The organism is Draconibacterium sp., from assembly GCF_041583095.1.
Taxonomy (GTDB): domain Bacteria; phylum Bacteroidota; class Bacteroidia; order Bacteroidales; family Prolixibacteraceae; genus Draconibacterium.
Genome location: NZ_JBFHGM010000027.1, coordinates 1 through 16513, shown reverse-complemented (window position 1 = coordinate 16513; position 16513 = coordinate 1). Strand labels below are relative to the sequence as shown.

At 39.9% G+C, this 16513-nt stretch carries 16 protein-coding genes; 6 read left to right on the top strand and 10 right to left on the bottom strand.

Annotation, left to right across the window (positions count from 1 at the left end):
- Nucleotides 1–127 precede the first annotated feature (127 nt).
- On the top strand, nucleotides 128–1465 hold the full coding sequence (locus tag ABZB17_RS04420; RefSeq protein ID WP_372648284.1) for a hypothetical protein: 1338 nt from the start codon (nucleotides 128–130) through the stop codon (nucleotides 1463–1465).
- Nucleotides 1466–1733: 268 nt separating this feature from the next.
- On the opposite strand, the gene ABZB17_RS04415 is transcribed toward ABZB17_RS04420, so the two are convergent.
- From ABZB17_RS04415 to ABZB17_RS04400, 4 genes are all read right to left on the bottom strand, one after another.
- The gene (locus tag ABZB17_RS04415; RefSeq protein ID WP_372648283.1) at nucleotides 1734–1946 is read right to left on the bottom strand and encodes a zinc ribbon domain-containing protein; all 213 of its coding nucleotides are present in this window, start codon (nucleotides 1944–1946) and stop codon (nucleotides 1734–1736) included.
- Between the two features lie 334 nt (nucleotides 1947–2280).
- Complete coding sequence (locus ABZB17_RS04410; protein ID WP_319503413.1) at nucleotides 2281–2454, bottom strand: Arc family DNA-binding protein; 174 nt, start codon at nucleotides 2452–2454, stop codon at nucleotides 2281–2283.
- A 1-nt stretch (nucleotide 2455) separates the two neighbouring features.
- Nucleotides 2456–2980, bottom strand: a complete 525-nt coding sequence (locus tag ABZB17_RS04405) for a hypothetical protein (protein ID WP_372648281.1) — start codon at nucleotides 2978–2980, stop codon at nucleotides 2456–2458.
- 5 nt (nucleotides 2981–2985) lie between these two features.
- A complete protein-coding gene (locus tag ABZB17_RS04400; protein ID WP_372648280.1) occupies nucleotides 2986–3834 on the bottom strand; it encodes an SPFH domain-containing protein in 849 nt (282 codons plus the stop codon).
- 352 nt (nucleotides 3835–4186) lie between these two features.
- Between ABZB17_RS04400 and nhaA the strand changes: the two genes are divergently transcribed.
- Nucleotides 4187–5548, top strand: a complete 1362-nt coding sequence (nhaA, locus tag ABZB17_RS04395; protein WP_372648279.1) for a Na+/H+ antiporter NhaA — start codon at nucleotides 4187–4189, stop codon at nucleotides 5546–5548.
- On the opposite strand, the gene ABZB17_RS04390 is transcribed toward nhaA, so the two are convergent.
- Both ABZB17_RS04390 and ABZB17_RS04385 read right to left on the bottom strand, forming a co-directional pair.
- Nucleotides 5540–5728: a hypothetical protein gene (locus tag ABZB17_RS04390; RefSeq protein WP_372648278.1), complete on the bottom strand. Its 189-nt coding sequence runs from the start codon at nucleotides 5726–5728 to the stop codon at nucleotides 5540–5542. The two genes, nhaA and ABZB17_RS04390, sit on opposite strands and share 9 nt — an antisense overlap.
- Before the next feature lie 55 nt (nucleotides 5729–5783).
- Entirely contained in the window at nucleotides 5784–6377 is a 594-nt protein-coding gene (locus ABZB17_RS04385; RefSeq protein ID WP_372648277.1) for an RNA polymerase sigma factor, read from the bottom strand.
- A gap of 161 nt (nucleotides 6378–6538) precedes the next feature.
- Between ABZB17_RS04385 and uvrA the strand changes: the two genes are divergently transcribed.
- Nucleotides 6539–9337: an excinuclease ABC subunit UvrA gene (gene uvrA, locus ABZB17_RS04380; RefSeq protein WP_372648276.1), complete on the top strand. Its 2799-nt coding sequence runs from the start codon at nucleotides 6539–6541 to the stop codon at nucleotides 9335–9337.
- A 120-nt stretch (nucleotides 9338–9457) separates the two neighbouring features.
- Here uvrA and ABZB17_RS04375 read toward each other — a convergent pair whose 3' ends face one another.
- Nucleotides 9458–9868: a hypothetical protein gene (locus tag ABZB17_RS04375; RefSeq protein ID WP_372648275.1), complete on the bottom strand. Its 411-nt coding sequence runs from the start codon at nucleotides 9866–9868 to the stop codon at nucleotides 9458–9460.
- Nucleotides 9852–11177 carry an MATE family efflux transporter gene (locus tag ABZB17_RS04370; RefSeq protein WP_372648274.1) on the bottom strand — a complete coding sequence of 442 codons (1326 nt, stop codon included), beginning with the start codon at nucleotides 11175–11177 and terminating at the stop codon, nucleotides 9852–9854. Before ABZB17_RS04370 ends, ABZB17_RS04375 begins: the two co-directional genes overlap by 17 nt.
- A 143-nt stretch (nucleotides 11178–11320) precedes the next feature.
- Between ABZB17_RS04370 and ABZB17_RS04365 the strand changes: the two genes are divergently transcribed.
- From ABZB17_RS04365 to ABZB17_RS04355, 3 genes are all read left to right on the top strand, one after another.
- Nucleotides 11321–11827: a hypothetical protein gene (locus tag ABZB17_RS04365; RefSeq protein WP_372648273.1), complete on the top strand. Its 507-nt coding sequence runs from the start codon at nucleotides 11321–11323 to the stop codon at nucleotides 11825–11827.
- A gap of 12 nt (nucleotides 11828–11839) precedes the next feature.
- Nucleotides 11840–12811 carry a hypothetical protein gene (locus ABZB17_RS04360; protein WP_372648272.1) on the top strand — a complete coding sequence of 324 codons (972 nt, stop codon included), beginning with the start codon at nucleotides 11840–11842 and terminating at the stop codon, nucleotides 12809–12811.
- A 101-nt stretch (nucleotides 12812–12912) separates the two neighbouring features.
- Entirely contained in the window at nucleotides 12913–13893 is a 981-nt protein-coding gene (locus tag ABZB17_RS04355; RefSeq protein WP_372648271.1) for a type IX secretion system membrane protein PorP/SprF, read from the top strand.
- On the opposite strand, the gene ABZB17_RS04350 is transcribed toward ABZB17_RS04355, so the two are convergent.
- Both ABZB17_RS04350 and ABZB17_RS04345 read right to left on the bottom strand, forming a co-directional pair.
- On the bottom strand, nucleotides 13877–14047 hold the full coding sequence (locus tag ABZB17_RS04350) for a hypothetical protein (RefSeq protein ID WP_372648270.1): 171 nt from the start codon (nucleotides 14045–14047) through the stop codon (nucleotides 13877–13879). The genes ABZB17_RS04355 and ABZB17_RS04350 overlap by 17 nt on opposite strands.
- A gap of 170 nt (nucleotides 14048–14217) precedes the next feature.
- Nucleotides 14218–16513 (bottom strand): PKD domain-containing protein (locus ABZB17_RS04345; RefSeq protein WP_372648269.1); only part of this gene is annotated, 2296 nt, incomplete at its 5' end.

Below are 16513 nucleotides of genomic sequence, written 5' to 3'. Positions count from 1 at the left end.
ATCATTCGCTTGTAAATCAGCAATATAATGGCTAAATTTAGGAAACAAAACCCCGAAAATGGGCCAAAAGCCCAAAAATCGGGGTTTCCAATTTTGCGTAATGCTGAAAATACAGAGATTTTGCGAGATGGATCAACAAATGTCCTTAAACTTTTCTGATTATTCTTTTTCCGTCTTTAAAGAAGAATTCTTCTCCACTAAACTCGGTCAAATTTACCAGGGCATTCCCTGGGATGAGCTGGCCAAAACATTCAATATTAAAACGCACAAGAAAGGCCCCAAAAGTTATTTTAGCCCCCGTGGCAAACTGGCTTTGATGTTCCTGAAACATTACGCGTGCTGTTCTGACGAACTTCTTCTGGAACAACTTAATGCCAATCAGCATTACCAATTCTTTTGCGATATATTCTTGCCGGTTGGCAAGAAGCTATCCAACTTCAAGATTATTAGCGAGATACGCTGCGAACTTGCGGAAGCCCTGAACATAGAAGCACTAGAGCAAATATTGGCCAGCCATTGGTTACCTTACATGGATGATGTAAGGAGTGCGGTAACTGATGCAACTTGCTACGAAAGCGCAGTGCGTTATCCTACCGACCAAAAATTATTGTGGGAGTGTGTTAACTGGGTTTACGACCTGTTGATTACTTTGTGTTCGGATTTACGAATTAAGAAGCCCCGTTGTAAATACACAAAGTGGAAGTTACGCTACGGTGCATATTCCCGCAAGCGCAGAAAATCAGCCAAAGAAAGAACAATATTGACACGGGCTCTACTGAATTTACTTCTGAAACTTCACAACGAGCTCGACAAGATCCTGTCGGAGAATGATGTGGAACTAACACCGAAATGCTACAAACAACAAGCCCTTACAAAACAGGTTTACCAGCAACAAAACACTTTGTTCACAACAGGAGAAAAGCCCAAAGGGCGCATCGTTAGTTTAGCCAAACCTTACCTGAGACCTATTGTCCGGGGCAAGGAAATCAAGAAAGTAGAGTATGGAGCTAAGGTGAATAAGATACAAATCGACGGGATCAGTTTCATTCAAAAACTAAGCTTCGAAGCATTTAACGAAGGAACCCAGTTCAAAAACAGTGTTTTTTATGCCCAGAAACTAACAGGTAAAAAACTTTATATAATGGGTGCCGATGCCATTTATGCCACAAATGCCAACCGAAAATTTGCCACAAAAAATAACATTCGTACCGATTTTTGTAGAAAAGGACGGGCAGGGAAGCATGAAAAAGAAAGGGTAACCCTGGCAAAAGCAATTAAAAAAGAACGTGGAACCACACTGGAAGGAAGTTTCGGCAAAGACAAGATGCACTATTATTTGCAGAACATCAGGGCCAGGACCGAAAAGACCGAAATACTCTGGATATTTTTTGGCATCCATACTTCTAATGCCCTGGAAATTGGACGTAGAATGACACAGGCCAGCCAGCGAGAACAGGCAGCATAACACGGCTATAAAAACAGGAATCAATCTGGCATGGGATTGGTGTGCCTGGTCGTGAAATTTTAAGGCTAAAAACAATTTTTCAAGAGTAGAAATCGCCAAAAATAAAAATACGCTTGCACGATCCAGTTTTAAAAACTAAGAGCGATGGTAATTGGGACCAAAAATACCATCCCTCTCAAGTATTGTCAATTTTGAAAAATCTTACTTCTGAAATCGCCAAAGTACTGACAAAACAAATGCGTTTCACTCCAATCAACAGCAATATTGTTTACGAGGATGTAAGGAAATCGAGAATACTTCCGGCGGTGCTTCCTCTTCCGGCTTTATACAATTCGGTATAGCCACATCTTTTGCACGAAATGGCTATAAATTTTCGGTTTTGGATATCAAAGAAACGAGTAAATCCGGCTCCGGTGGTTCTGATTGCATCTTCTTCGTACTCCCAACTACTACATTTGGGACAACTGAAATGTTTCCTCATTGTTTTCGGTTTTTTTATTGTTTTCAGCTTATCAGTATCTGCTTTTCAAATAAATTACTAGCTGAATCGAAAAAAGTATAATTGCGATAGCGAGTACCATTATAAATCTTTTTTGAGTTGAGCTTAATCTAGTCCTACGCTTTTTTTTATCGCCTTTTTTCAGGTAGTCATATTTTCCCATTGGCTACTATTTAACTTTAACGGTTACTTTTTTAACTGAATTACTATTTGAAGAATAAAACCACTGATGACTAATGCCAGAACAATTACGGTAATTATTTCACGCAACATTTTCAGTTTACTCTTCTTTATTTCTTGTTGTGCTTTTAAATGATCATACCTTCCCATCGTCTAAACCTTTTTTTAGTCGTCTTGCATCTTTTAAAGCCTTATGTATTATCCACTCAATTTGCCCGTTCATACTCCTAAAATCATCGGCAGCCCATTTTTCAACCGCTTCCAGCATTTCAGGGCTAACGCGCAATACAAACGATTTTTTCTTCGCCATTCTAATCCTCCTTTTCCATCATTTTTTGCATGGCATGCTCCAGGGCTTGTTGTTTTTGTGTACCTATCAGGAATCTTTTTCCATTTTTCAAATACAACTGCAACCCGATTCGCCCAGCTACCGTCCATGCACTCCCCTTTAGCAAACGACGCTTTATGCCACGCCCACCGTATTCTCTTTTCGGGTGATATTCGCGCAATTCATACTTTTCAATTTCCGACGGGTCGATATCTTTCCATTTCCGAATAAATGGCGGAAAACAAACGGAGAGTTTATCGGCAGTAATTTTTGTTTTAAGCTTTGCCCGAAAGAGCAGTACAAAAAGAACTACCATTACCAAAACGGTTACACCTGTCACAACAAGTCCCTCCGTAGTCATCGGATTATCGCCGGGCGGATTTTCAGCCGTCAGGAAATAAATTCCCCGAAAAAATGGAATGGCGGCGGCCGAAACGGCAACCAGCATCAACAGCCACAGCCATCTTTTATCAAACTCCTGTTCTTCTTTAAAAAGAAGCTTTTTCATGGTGTTTATTGATAAAGTGATCCGGCATTCACCACAGGCGTTGCATCTTTATCGCCACACAATACAACCATTAAATTACTTACCATGGTTGCCTTTTTATCTTCATCCAGTTCAACAATACTTTTTTCGCTTAACTGGTCAAGTGCCATTTCCACCATGCTAACCGCTCCTTCAACAATTTTGTAACGGGCTGCAACAATAGCAGTAGCCTGCTGACGCTTCAACATAGCCTGTGCAATTTCCTGTGCGTAGGCGATGTGGTTAATCCGCGCTTCTATAACATGGATTCCTGCTATTTCGAGACGTTCAATAATCTCTCTTTCGAGCTGATCATTTACTTCTTCGGTCCCATCACGAAGCGTTACTTTTGCATTCTCATCTTCGATGTTATCATACGGATACATACCCGCCAGCTTACGCAAAGCAGCTTCACTTTGTACCACAACAAAATGCTCGAATTCATCTACACCGAAAGCAGCCCGATAGGTTTCTTCAACTTTCCAAACCAGTACCAACCCAATCATTATCGGATTACCCAATTTGTCGTTCACCTTAATGGGTTCGCTGTCGAAATTTCGTGCACGAAGCGAAATTTTCTTACGCACATAAAAAGGATTCACCCAATAAAATCCATTGGTTTTAATCGTGCCTTTGTACGCACCGAATAAAACCATTACACAACTTTGATTGGGATCGACCACGGTAAAACCGATGGCAACAAGAATAAATACCGGAATTAGCAGAATTGCCGGAACAATCATTCCCCCAATAAAACCAAAAATGATAACTCCCAGTAATATTAACTCCAAAAACAGGAACATGTAACCAGATAAAGCAGAATGTTGTTTTTCCATGACATTAATTATTTAGTATTTTGATATTATTTTGATATCACTAAAGTATTGCATTTATTTATATAAGTCAACAATATAATTGTGTTTTAAATCATATTATTGAAAAAATTTAAGATTGCTTTAGATATTCCATTGTACTAGCATTTATTTCTGTTATTTATAATCTTAACCTGGAAGCCATACCATTCCCTTTTCCCATTCAGGTTGTTAATAATTTGTGAACAGTTCAGGCTAAAAACAAGAGAAACATAGCTTTTTCTTATTTTGCTGCCCAATGAAGTATTATTTTTAAATTTCCACATAGCAATTAAACAAACAAATGGATTTTACGTTCCACTAAAAAATTATAAGAATGAATTTTATAAAAGATCCTATTAACCGTTTTATAAGGCTTGAGACTTCAAGTAGCATAGTTTTATTTTCGGCATCCATTGCAGCTTTAATTCTTGCAAACTCAGGTTTAAGCGAAGCATTTTTGGGCTTCTGGAAAAATTATATAACAATTAGCCTGCCCGGATTCGAACTTTCAAAACCAGTATTAAAATGGATTAACGATGGTTTAATGGCCATTTTCTTTTTTGTTATTGGACTTGAAATAAAACGAGAGGTTTTAATAGGAGAATTAAGCGATCTAAAAAAAGCTTCATTACCCATTGTTGCAGCCATTGGCGGAATGGTTTTCCCTGCTCTGCTTTTTGTTACCTTAAATCAAGGAAAGGCAGGAATGGAAGGATGGGGAATTCCCATGGCAACTGATATCGCATTTTCATTGGGTATTTTAACCTTGCTGGGCAAGCGTGTACCGGTTGGTTTAAAAATTTTCTTAATGGCTTTTGCCATTATTGATGACCTGGGCGCTGTATTAGTAATTGCATTCTTTTACAGCTCGAAATTAATTTGGGCCAACATCATTATTGGATTAGCTATCGTTGCCCTTCTTGCTATTCTCTCGCGCTTTAAACTGTATTCTAAATATTTCTTCTTTATTGCCGGTGTTGTTGTTTGGGTTCTGCTCCTGAAATCGGGTATTCACGCAACAATTGCCGGAGTATTACTGGCACTTACCATTCCAATTCAGCGACACATTAAAACCACTACTTTTTACGACAAAGGACAGGAAATTCTTGACGGCTTTCTAGAGGAATGTAAAAAGGAAAGCAAAGACAAAACAATTCTTAACCACAAACAACTGGATGCCATCGACGAAATGGAAGAGCTTACCGAAAAAACAGCTTCACCACTTCAATTTCTTGAACACCGTTTGCACGGGTGGGTAGCTTTTATAATTCTACCATTATTTGCTTTCGCAAATGCCGGGGTAGTTTTTAGTTTTTCGGGCGATACCAACACAGTTTTGGCAAGTAACATTGGGCTTAGCCTGATAATTGGAAAATTTGCGGGAATATTTGTGATTTCGTTTCTTGCAATAAAATTCAAAATTTCAGAACTACCTAAAAATGTAAATTTCATGAGTTTAGCCGGTGTATCCTTTCTTGGCGGACTTGGATTTACAATGTCGTTGTTTATTAACAACCTGGCGTTTACGGATGAGGTTCTTATTGATTCAGCTAAAATTGGAATTTTACTCGGGTCGTTTGTGGCAGGATTATTAGGCTATATATTGCTGCGATTTTCAGCAGGCAAAAAAAATCCTTCGGCTCATTTGCCGAAGGATTTTCTTTACAACCGAATATTTTTTCGTGTTCTAATTTAAAATCATTTCTACATATCCTGTTTCCTCTGTTTCTACTGTTTCGTAGCAACGTGCGAAATCAAGGATATTCTGTACCGACCGTTCTGATGGTTCATAATCCATCTCTGCTGATTGTTTTTCAACTTCACGTTGAATGTTGTTTACACAAAAAAATAAGGTAGAATAATTTATCATAGGCATTTTAATTATTTTCTCTTAAAACGCCCGTAGCTACCTAATATTGTGTTAACAATAGTTAAAAAGCAGTGAGGTTCAATTTCTTTTCATCCACAAGTTTTCGCAGGTTAATTAATGCATAACGCATACGGCCCAAAGCAGTGTTAATGCTTACCTCGGTTTGCTCGGCTATTTCCTTAAAACTGAGGCCCATGTAGTGCCGCATATAAATTACCTTCTGCTGATCTTCGGGCAACTCTTTTACAAGGTGCTTTACTTCTTTCAAAATTTGCGAATAAACCATTTGGTCTTCAATGGTCTGTTCCGAAAATTTTTGAGAATTGAAAATGTCAACATCCGAGCTGTCGTTGGAAATCGTCCCCTGCAGTTTTTCCTTCCTGAAGTGGTCGATAATCAGATTATGCGCAATCCGAAGTACCCAGGAAACAAACTTACCATTCTCAACATACTTACCTCGTTTTAACGAGCGTATGACTTTGATAAAAGTATCCTGAAAGATATCTTCTGCAAGATCCTGGTTCTTGACAATCAACAAAATATACGAGTATACTCTGCTTTTATGTCGAACTATTAAAATCTCAAGTGATTCATGATCGCCTTGAATAAATCGTTGAACGAGTTCATTATCGTTCAGTTTGTCGAGTCTGAACATTACCTTCTATTTATGTGTAAACAAAAAGTAAAGTTTATCTATAGGCGTTCAATTTTTAGTGTAGTAAAACTATTATTCTAATTTTGTATCATTCAAAAATGAAACATTTTACCGACAATAGCAAGTTTTTCTAACATTTTATCGAATTTTACAAAAATAATATGTCAAATAGCAAAAACGCTAAATACATTGAGATTCAGAACGCGAGGGTTCATAATCTAAAAAATATAAGTTTAAAAATTCCCCGAAACAAATTTATTGTTGTAACCGGCGTTTCCGGTTCAGGGAAGTCATCGCTGGCTTTCGATACACTTTTTGCCGAAGGTCAACGCCGCTATGTAGAAAGTCTGTCGTCTTACGCCCGTCAGTTTTTGGGCCGAATAAATAAACCTGAAGTTGACTTTATTAACGGAATTCCACCCGCCATTGCCATCGAGCAAAAGGTAAACACCCGAAATCCGCGCTCAACAGTAGGTACATCAACCGAGATTTACGATTACCTGAAACTGCTCTACGCACGCATCGGAAAAACCATTTCGCCGGTGTCGGGGCAGGAAGTATCGCGCAACAGCGTTACCGATGTGGTGGACTACATTAACAGTTTTGAGGAAGGAACGCGCCTGATTATTGTTGCGCCTTTAACCGCTAAAAACGGACGGACCATGCTGCAGGAAGTGGAACTGCTGATGCAACAAGGTTTTTCGCGCATTGAAACCAACGACGAAATAAAACGTATCGACGAGCTGGTGAAAGCAGAAAGTGATGAATTTTGCAACGGAAGCTGCAATCTGGTTATCGACCGTGCCGCCGTTAAAAACGATGAAGATACGCAAAGCCGACTGGCCGACTCGGCTCAAACAGCCTTTTTCGAAGGACACGGCGAATGTTTGGTAAAAATTTATAAAAAGGACGGTACGGAATCAAAAACCTTCTCGAACCGTTTTGAAGCCGATGGAATTGAATTTGAAGAGCCAACGGTTCACATGTTCAGCTTCAATAATCCGGTTGGCGCCTGCCCTACCTGCGAAGGCTACGGAAAAGTAATTGGGATTGACGAAGATCTTGTAATTCCGAATAAGTCGCTATCAATTTACCAGGATGCCATTGCCTGTTGGAAAGGCGAAAAAATGAGCCAATGGAAAAATGAGTTGATCTATTCGGCCGAAAAATTTAGTTTCCCCATACACAAGCCATTTTATGAGCTTAGTGAAGAGCAAAAATTCCTGATTTGGACCGGGAACCAATATTTCGATGGCTTAAACCAGTTTTTCAAACATCTTGAAGAGGGCAGCTACAAAATACAATATCGCGTAATGTTATCGCGTTACCGCGGAAAAACGGTTTGCCCCGAGTGTAAAGGAAGTCGGCTGAAAAAGGAAGCCGGCTATGTAAAAGTTGCCGGTAAATCGCTTCAGGAACTGGTTTTAATGCCCGTTTCAGAATTGAAGGACTTCTTCCTGAATATGAAACTGAGCGATCATGATAAAACAGTTGCTAAACGTATACTTATCGAAATTAACAATCGCCTGGAATTTCTGGATGATGTTGGCTTGGGTTATCTTACACTAAACCGCTTATCGTCAACTTTATCGGGCGGTGAATCGCAGCGCATAAACCTTGCCACCTCGCTTGGAAGTAGTTTGGTAGGATCGCTGTACATTTTGGATGAACCGAGTATCGGGCTGCATTCGCGTGACACAGAGAAACTGATTAAAGTATTACGACGTCTGCAAAAAATTGGGAATACGGTATTGGTAGTTGAGCACGACGAAGAAATTATTCGCGCTGCCGACGAAGTAATCGATATTGGTCCGATGGCCGGACAACACGGTGGAGAAGTTGTTTTCCAGGGAACACACGACGACCTGGTTAAAAATCCACAAAGTCTGACCACAAAATACCTCACCGGCATTGAAGACATTCCTGTTCCTACCAGACGTAGAAAATGGACCAACGCCGTTCAGGTTGTTGGCGCACGCGAGAACAACCTGAAAAATGTAACGGTTAAATTTCCGCTGAATACTTTAACTGTAATTACCGGAGTCAGCGGATCGGGAAAGTCGTCGCTTATTTCTAAGATCCTCACTCCTGCCCTGACTAAAATCCTGGGCGGATATGGCGAAAAAACAGGTCATCATGATGCAATTTTAGGAGATTACAAAATGATCGATGCCATTGAGTTCATCGATCAAAATCCTATCGGAAAATCATCGCGATCGAACCCGGTTACCTACCTGAAAGCTTACGATGAAATACGGAAATTACTATCGGAGCAGCAGGCGGCAAAAATACAGGGATTAAAACCATCTCACTTTTCGTTTAACGTTGATGGTGGCCGTTGCGACGAATGCCAGGGTGAAGGAACGATTAAAGTAGAGATGCAGTTTTTGGCCGACGTTTACCTGCTTTGCGAAAGCTGTGGCGGAAAACGTTTTAAAGAAGATATTCTGGATGTAAAATACCAGGATTTGAATGTGGACGACATTTTGAATCTGACCGTAAATGCAGCTATCGAACTCTTTAAACAAGGCAAAAGTTCAACAGAAAAGAAAATTACCAAACGACTGCAGCCCCTGCAGGATGTTGGTTTGGGCTACATTAAACTGGGACAGGCATCGAGCACATTATCCGGTGGTGAAAGCCAGCGTGTAAAACTGGCTTCGTTCCTGGCAAAGGAAAAAGATTCACCAACACTGTTTATCTTCGATGAGCCAACAACAGGTTTGCATTTCCATGATATCCGCAAGCTGCTTGATTCATTCAATGCGCTAATTTCGCGTGGTCACTCCATACTGATCATCGAACACAACATGGATGTTATTAAATCTGCCGACTGGATTATCGATCTTGGTCCGGAAGGTGGAGATAAAGGAGGAAATCTTGTTTTTGAGGGTACTCCTGAAGATTTGATCAAGGAGAAAAATTCGTATACCGGAGAAGCCTTAAGAGAAAAATTATAAATAAAAGAGCTGTCTGTTGGGCGGCTCTTTACAATTAAAATCTCATTGGTTACACAGCTGCGTCTTGTACAACAACCGGTTTAATCACTGAACACTTTGCAATGTATCCGCTTTCGGGAATTAGTCTTCAGATTTGCCAAAGCGATTTAGCAAAATTAAAAGCAAAGGAAAAAGAAGAATAACCAATGTATAGCCAATCCATAGCTTAAAAGCGATGGGTTTGTTTTGAAATGCAAAAGCAAGGTTTCCTGAAATAAAATAAGACACGGGCAACCAACATAGTGCAAGGCCCAAATGAAGAAACCTTAGCTGCTTACCTACTTTTGACAATGTAGATTTTGACGGACGTTTTATAAACAAATGAAGAAGAAGTGTATAGGCAACAATACCACTCCATGAAATTAAACTCCCCAAAGGAAAATTCAGCTTTTTTGAAAGGCTGATCCCCAATAGTTCAGGATGAACAAAAAGGCAGTAAAAAGTAAACACCAAAACGCTTAATAACAGGATATGTTTAATGCTTTTCTTCATCGCTGTTTTCTATTATTAACGGTAAACGTTTCCACTCGCGGTAAAGCAGAAATCCCACCACCATTGCCGACATGGTATCAGCAAGCGGATAACTGATCCAGATTCCATCAATATCAAAGAAACCCGGGAGTATAAAGATGAGCGGAATTAACATGATTACCTGGCGAAAAACAGTGGCAAACATGGAAAGGCCCGCTTTACCAATTGCCTGAAAAAAGTTGGAAGCCACCACCTGAAATCCAACAATCGGCAGTGCCAGAATAACCAGGCGTAATCCACGGGTTGCAATATTATACAACACTTCGTTATCGTTATTAAAAACCAGAATAATAAAACCTGGAAAAGCCTCAATTAAGGCAAAGGAAACAATGGCAATAAGCGTGGCTGCAATAAGTGTGATCTTTAAAGTATCTTTTATACGCTGAACCGATTTGGCGCCGTAATTAAAACCAATGATAGGCTGCGAGGCCATATTCAGCGCCACAATAGCCATAATTACCAGCGTTAGAACCGAGTTGATAATTCCCATGGCACCAACAGCCAGGTCGCCACCAAAATCAATCAGCTTTTTATTTAGCAGGCCCTGAACAAAACTTCCGGCAATTTGCATCGAAAATGGCGCCATACCAATGGCCAGAATTTCCAGCGTAATTCCCCAGTCAATTTTCAAATTCTTTACACGAAGCCTTATAACTGCCCGCTTACTTTTAATAAAATGATACAGCACCCACAACATTAAAACAAACATTGAAATTACAGTAGCGTAAGCTGCACCTTTTACGCCCATGTCGAGGCCAAAAATAAAAATGGGATCGAGAATAATATTGGTTGCCGAACTTATAAGCATGGAAACCATGGCAACACGCGCGTTTCCTTCCGAGCGGATAACGTTGTTTAACGAAAATCCGATAACCATAAAAGCCACACCACCAAGAACAATATCGAGGTAATCGTTGGCATATTGAAAAGTTTCATCGGTTGATCCAAACGATCGCAGAATAGGTACTTTCAGCGAATAGGTAACAACCATAATCAGTACCGAGGCCGCAATCATCAGAAGAAAACTGGTTCCCAGCGTTTGTTCGGCTCTTTCCATATCCTTTTTCCCAAGATTTATGGAAACATAAACACTGGCACCAATGCCAATGAGCATACCAAAGCCCATCATAATAAGCATTACCGGAAAAATTACCGAAATACCCGACAATGCTTCGGCTCCAACTCCCTGTCCAATAAAAATTCTGTCAACAATATTGTACAACGCATTTACGAAAACTCCAATAAATGCAGGAATGAAATATTTGAGCATAAGACGCCCTACATGGGCCTCCCGTAATTCGTCAACTTTCTTCATGAGGAGCACAAAGGTAACGAATATGCGAAAACATTTACACTACACCTTTGTTTTGGCGTATTTTAAACATTAAATTTGCTTGCTCGGAAAGATGAATAATGAATATGACAAAAATTAACCAGACAATAAAAACCCAGCTTTTTTCGGCTGACAAGGATCAGGTACTGGCTGCACTTAACAAACTTAAAGAAAGTGGCAATAAAGATTATCTGCCCATCTTGTTTGAATTAATGGTAGCCGGCTGCGAAGCGGAAGTAGAAAAGCAGATACAGAAATTGTTGGGAACCGTTAAAGATAAAGAAACCATTCCGGTATTTATAAGTGCCCTGCAAGAAGAGCATTTTAAGCCAATTCGTAAAAATATTGCTACGGCTTGCTGGCAAAACGGTCTTGATTTCTCGAATGACATTGAAGTTTTTGTCGACTTAGTGATCAACGAAAACTGGGAAACTGCTTTTGAAGCTTTCACGGTTATCGATAATTTGGAGCATTTTCCGTCGGCGGAGGTAATGAAACCAATAAAATTAAAAATTGCCCGGGCCTTAAAAGTCTCTGATGAAAAGCGGGCCTACATGTTGGAAGAGTTATTAAAATTATCCACCTGACACTAAACAACCTTGCGCATTTCACCCAAAATATTTGTTTGTTGTATCCTGATGTTTTCAGGATGGATGAGTCGTGCGCAAAACGAAACTTACCTGCTGCCTTTTGATAACCGGATTGAACTAAATCCTGCACTTGCCGGATTAAACAAGAACAGTTCGTATCGCACCGGAAATCAGTATTCGCATCTAAACAGCGAAGAAACATATAATCTCTTTTATGCCTCGTGGGATGCGTATTCCAACAAGTTAAAGGGAGGTGTGGCCCTGAATTTCAGCCAGGGAATGCTTAGCAAACAAAACATTACCACCACATCGCTTGGCTTCTTCTATTCGGGTTTCCCCATAAAAATTAACGACAGCAAAATACTTTTCACTGGCGGAACGGATGTACTTGCTGCAACCAAACACTGGGCAGTTGCATTTCTCAACAATATAATTCCCCACGACAACGATGCACTTGTCGAGCAGGGAGAGTCTTTTTTTCGCTATTACATATTCAAACCCAAGTTTGGCTTTTTATGGACGAACAACTCCTTACAGATTGGGGTAACATCAACGGTTCTGCACACCAGAAATGTTGCCTATAGTTTGATCGAACCGACAACAACCTTGGGTTATACGTTGTATGTTTCGAAAAAGATGGACAACAGAGTTCGCGACCTTTACTCCAAGCCTTTTGAAATGTCGCCGGAGCTAATTGTTTTCTACCGCGAAGAAATCACTATTGCCCGACTGCGCTTACTTGCGGAATATACAAATAAAACATGGGGGGCTTTCATTCAAAACGACTTTACGAACCAAATTACTACCCTTGGAGGAACAATTGGATACCGACATAATTTTATGCGCTTTAACCTGAATGCAGGAATGGGTATACCGGGCGCTTCCGATTATAATGCTTTTATGTGCGAGTTTTCGTTTAATATTATTGTTCCGCCTTTTAGGCATTCAAAATACAATCCGTGGGCCCCTCCAAAAAGATAAATCACAACAACACTAACTCTTTCACATAAAATATTTTAAAATCGATCTCAAATTAATTTGATTTTGTATTTTCACGACTCATTTTAATCGGGAAAAACTTAATGTACTTCAAAAAACTATTACTTGCATTGCTTGTATTGCCATGTGCAGTTTTTGCTCAGGATCCCGGTTATTCACAGTTTTTTGCCAATCCGCTTCACTTAAATCCGGCATTTGCCGGAACCACAGAGCTTCCACGAATGGTAATCAATTACCGGAACCAGTGGCCGCAAAAAGGTAACTCGTTTACCACTTATTCCCTTTCTTACGATTTTCTTTTGAAAAAAAGTAATGCAGGAATTGGATTTCAGGCTTATCACGATCGTGAACCGAATAATATAATCACAACAAGTGCTGCAACCGCAACCTATTCTTACCACCTTCAATTGGGTTTGGAAAGTTTTATGACGCTGGGCTTAAATGCAGGCCTGGTACGAAAACAATTCGATACAAATGGTCTGATATTTCCATCAGAGATTGATCAGCTAACAGGAGAAGTTTCGGGTTCAGGTGGAGCCAATCTTTACGAAGGAAACAAAACCTACCCCGATTTTGCCATTGGAGCAGTTGGCCAGCACCGCCAGGTATTTTGGGGAGCCAGTTTGCATCATTTGACTACTCCTGATGAGTCGATTCACGAAGGAGATAACAAGGGGAAAGTTCCGATGAAAATTACGGTACATGCCGGCACCCGATTGCATAAGTTTCACCACGCTTTATTGTCGCGGCGATTTACGCTTTCGCCAAATATTCTTTACCAGCAACAAGGGTCGTTTAAGCAGCTTAATCTTGGGATTTATATGATCGAGAAATCATTTTTATTTGGAGCTTGGTTCAGGAACAACATCGACACACGACCTGACGCTATAATCGCTTTAATCGGTTTTGCACGCGAAAAATTTCAGTTTGGGTACAGTTTCGACTATACCCTGTCCGAACTTTCCAACTACAGTTATGGATCGCATGAATTGTCACTAACATTTTTTGTTGGAGCCAAAGGAGAAAAAAAAATCAGAAACAAACTTCTTATTCCCATGCTTTAGCTTTTGCACTGAACTTTTCTTCATCGTGGTTTAGTTCCCATGGCACAACAAAATGTTCTTCAGTGTGAAAATTGTGTTGTTTTTTCATCGGCGGATATTCCTTGTACACACGATATTCTTTTTCGTATTGGGAACTAAATCTAAATTTACGCATCATCATTTTCTTGTATTTTTCATGTTAACTCACCCTGTGAAATCGTACTTCACTGTGTAAAAAATCAATTTTGGGACAACAATTTTTTATACGATTTGATGAATGTAAAAGATACAAAGAAAGCAGATGAAAGACAATAAAATTAACAAATTTTAGTGCAATCGATTGTATCAGAACAACAGGGTTACATGTCCTTTTTGTTTGTGCGATCCGCCCATTAAATCATTATATTCAAGCACCCAGGTGTACACGCCTGAAGGAGCATAGTTTCCATTGCTCATTGTTCCATCCCAGCCCTGCTCCTGCGTGTCTGTTTCGAACACTAGTTCGCCCCAGCGGTTAAAAATCGACAGCTTGTATCCATCGTTTAAAACGCCTTCGGCATACAATCTAAACTCCTGATCATCTTGCAAGGTAGCATTGGGTGAAAAAGCAGTAGGCGGGTTTATTTTATCAAACACAACACTTATCTGTTTTACGATGGTATCGGCACATCCAAAATTGTTACCTACCTCAAGCGTCATATTGTAAACGCCCATCGCCTTGTAACTGTGTTCAGGATCAGTTTCATAGGAAAAAGTGCTGTCGCCAAAATCCCATAAATACAATGAAGCGGCATGAGAGGTATTGGTAAATTCCACCTTAGGCGCGGTAATCAAAACTTCCTGCGGAGAAAAATCAAATCCAGCAATTGGAACCGGATACACTTTTACAAGGGTATCATAAACAGCCGTATTTTCACATCCATTAATATCAAGCACAGTAAGGCTGATATCGAAAGTTTTCCGCTCATCTTCCAGGTTAAGAAACTTGTGCGTTGGATTTTGATCTGTAGAATTACTCTCATCATTAAAATCCCACAGATACGACTCGGCTGGTTTACTGGTGTTTGCAGAGAACTCAACAATTAGTGGAGAACACCCTTCCTCGTTTTCAACCGATACAATAATATTAGGTTTTACTTTTACCTCCAGCGCCAACGATGAGTCGATACATCCCTGCTCATTTACTTTCAATGCTACTGAACGGTCAATATTTTCAAATCCCAGCGGAATGGTAACACTATCTAATCCAATTCCTGATTCAAATTCAGCCTCGTTGTAATACCACGTAAATGCTGCTTCTTCAACGTTTTCACCGGAGTATGACAGCTGAAGATTGTAGCCGTAGCACTCGTCTTCATCGAGATCGAAAATGGCTTCAGGCTGATTATGAATACCAATCTGTATCGTATCTATATACTCACAAGTCGCATCATCAATAGTTTTCAGTAAAAAGGGGTAGATTCCGTATTCAGGAACGGTGATAACCGGATTATATGAAGTTTCATTTTCAATATCGACCGTTGTATTCAGTGCCTCCAAATAAACAGATGGATTTCCATTGGTAAAAGCTATTTTAAACTCTTGTCTCTTTTCTCCACAAAGAAGTGTTGACACCACGTTTTCATCAAGTTCCGGGTGCATGCTTTCCTCTACTGTAACATAAGCAACTGCCGATAGTTTTGGTTTTAATTCTCCCTCCATTCCACCAAACTCTACAATAAATCCTTTTGGATTATACGCATCAGCATTAGTTGACGCATCATTAGGTAAATCATTCCAATATCCCGGATTCACATCGATGAGTATATGAGCGTAGTGTTCACCTCCCTGATTATTTGGTTCATCATTCCGCCAATGTGAGTACTCTTTATTAATAGGTCTTCCAACAGACGTTCCTTCCCAAAACACAATACCTTTATCGGGGCCTTCTACCCACTTCCATGTTCCTTCTTTTTCTGCGTCTGATCCTCCAATCCAACCTGTTCCTAATGTTTTCGAAAGAATAAAATTTTGTTCTTCTACCGATCTTATCGTAGCCAAATAACCTTGCAATCCATAGTACTTCATTCCTGCTGCCCGAGCCCTTGCATTGGTCCAGGAAATACTTGGCTTTCTATGATATTGATAAAAATGCTCTGTAGCTGGCAAATAATCAGCATCAAGTAAACTAATCGAAAACTCTTTTAAACCAGCCTGCTTCGAACTACTGATGTTTTCATAATAGACCTTTGTAATTGCTTCTTCATAATCAGATGCATCTCCTTCTCCACTTACTTCAAGAACTCCTGAATTCTCATTCCAATCGTATGACAACTTACCAACATTATCATATAAGAGCAGATCTTCTCCTTTCTTATAGCCGATAATGGAAACTTTCATCCCATCAGTATTATCTTTTGATTGAAAGTTTTTAACCGATATTAATGGAGCGACAGCTACCGGATCAGCGCAATATTGCACTGGTTCCTGGTTCAAATTCTCAATAACCGGAACCTCATCCTGCCCCAAAACAAAACCGGTACTTCCCAGAAACCACAAAAGAACGCCAAGAAATACCGGTTTTATTTTTATCATCTTACAAAAGATTATTTTCTGTTCGAGAAATATTTCATGAATTGTGAGCGTTCGTAAACCATCGGAT

What these genes read in the sequence shown, in the direction of transcription:
- ABZB17_RS04370 (WP_372648274.1), bottom strand. Translation starts at nt 11,177, where the DNA reads ATGCTCAAATATTTCATTCCTGCATTTATTGGAGTTTTCGTAAATGCG.
- uvrA (WP_372648276.1), top strand. Translation starts at nt 6,539, where the DNA reads ATGTCAAATAGCAAAAACGCTAAATACATTGAGATTCAGAACGCGAGG.
- ABZB17_RS04350 (WP_372648270.1), bottom strand. Translation starts at nt 14,047, where the DNA reads ATGCGTAAATTTAGATTTAGTTCCCAATACGAAAAAGAATATCGTGTG.
- ABZB17_RS04355 (WP_372648271.1), top strand. Translation starts at nt 12,913, where the DNA reads ATGTACTTCAAAAAACTATTACTTGCATTGCTTGTATTGCCATGTGCA.
- nhaA (WP_372648279.1), top strand. Translation starts at nt 4,187, where the DNA reads ATGAATTTTATAAAAGATCCTATTAACCGTTTTATAAGGCTTGAGACT.
- ABZB17_RS04365 (WP_372648273.1), top strand. Translation starts at nt 11,321, where the DNA reads ATGAATATGACAAAAATTAACCAGACAATAAAAACCCAGCTTTTTTCG.
- ABZB17_RS04420 (WP_372648284.1), top strand. Translation starts at nt 128, where the DNA reads ATGGATCAACAAATGTCCTTAAACTTTTCTGATTATTCTTTTTCCGTC.
- ABZB17_RS04410 (WP_319503413.1), bottom strand. Translation starts at nt 2,454, where the DNA reads ATGGCGAAGAAAAAATCGTTTGTATTGCGCGTTAGCCCTGAAATGCTG.
- ABZB17_RS04400 (WP_372648280.1), bottom strand. Translation starts at nt 3,834, where the DNA reads ATGGAAAAACAACATTCTGCTTTATCTGGTTACATGTTCCTGTTTTTG.
- ABZB17_RS04385 (WP_372648277.1), bottom strand. Translation starts at nt 6,377, where the DNA reads ATGTTCAGACTCGACAAACTGAACGATAATGAACTCGTTCAACGATTT.
- ABZB17_RS04375 (WP_372648275.1), bottom strand. Translation starts at nt 9,868, where the DNA reads ATGAAGAAAAGCATTAAACATATCCTGTTATTAAGCGTTTTGGTGTTT.
- ABZB17_RS04405 (WP_372648281.1), bottom strand. Translation starts at nt 2,980, where the DNA reads ATGAAAAAGCTTCTTTTTAAAGAAGAACAGGAGTTTGATAAAAGATGG.
- ABZB17_RS04415 (WP_372648283.1), bottom strand. Translation starts at nt 1,946, where the DNA reads ATGAGGAAACATTTCAGTTGTCCCAAATGTAGTAGTTGGGAGTACGAA.
- ABZB17_RS04390 (WP_372648278.1), bottom strand. Translation starts at nt 5,728, where the DNA reads ATGCCTATGATAAATTATTCTACCTTATTTTTTTGTGTAAACAACATT.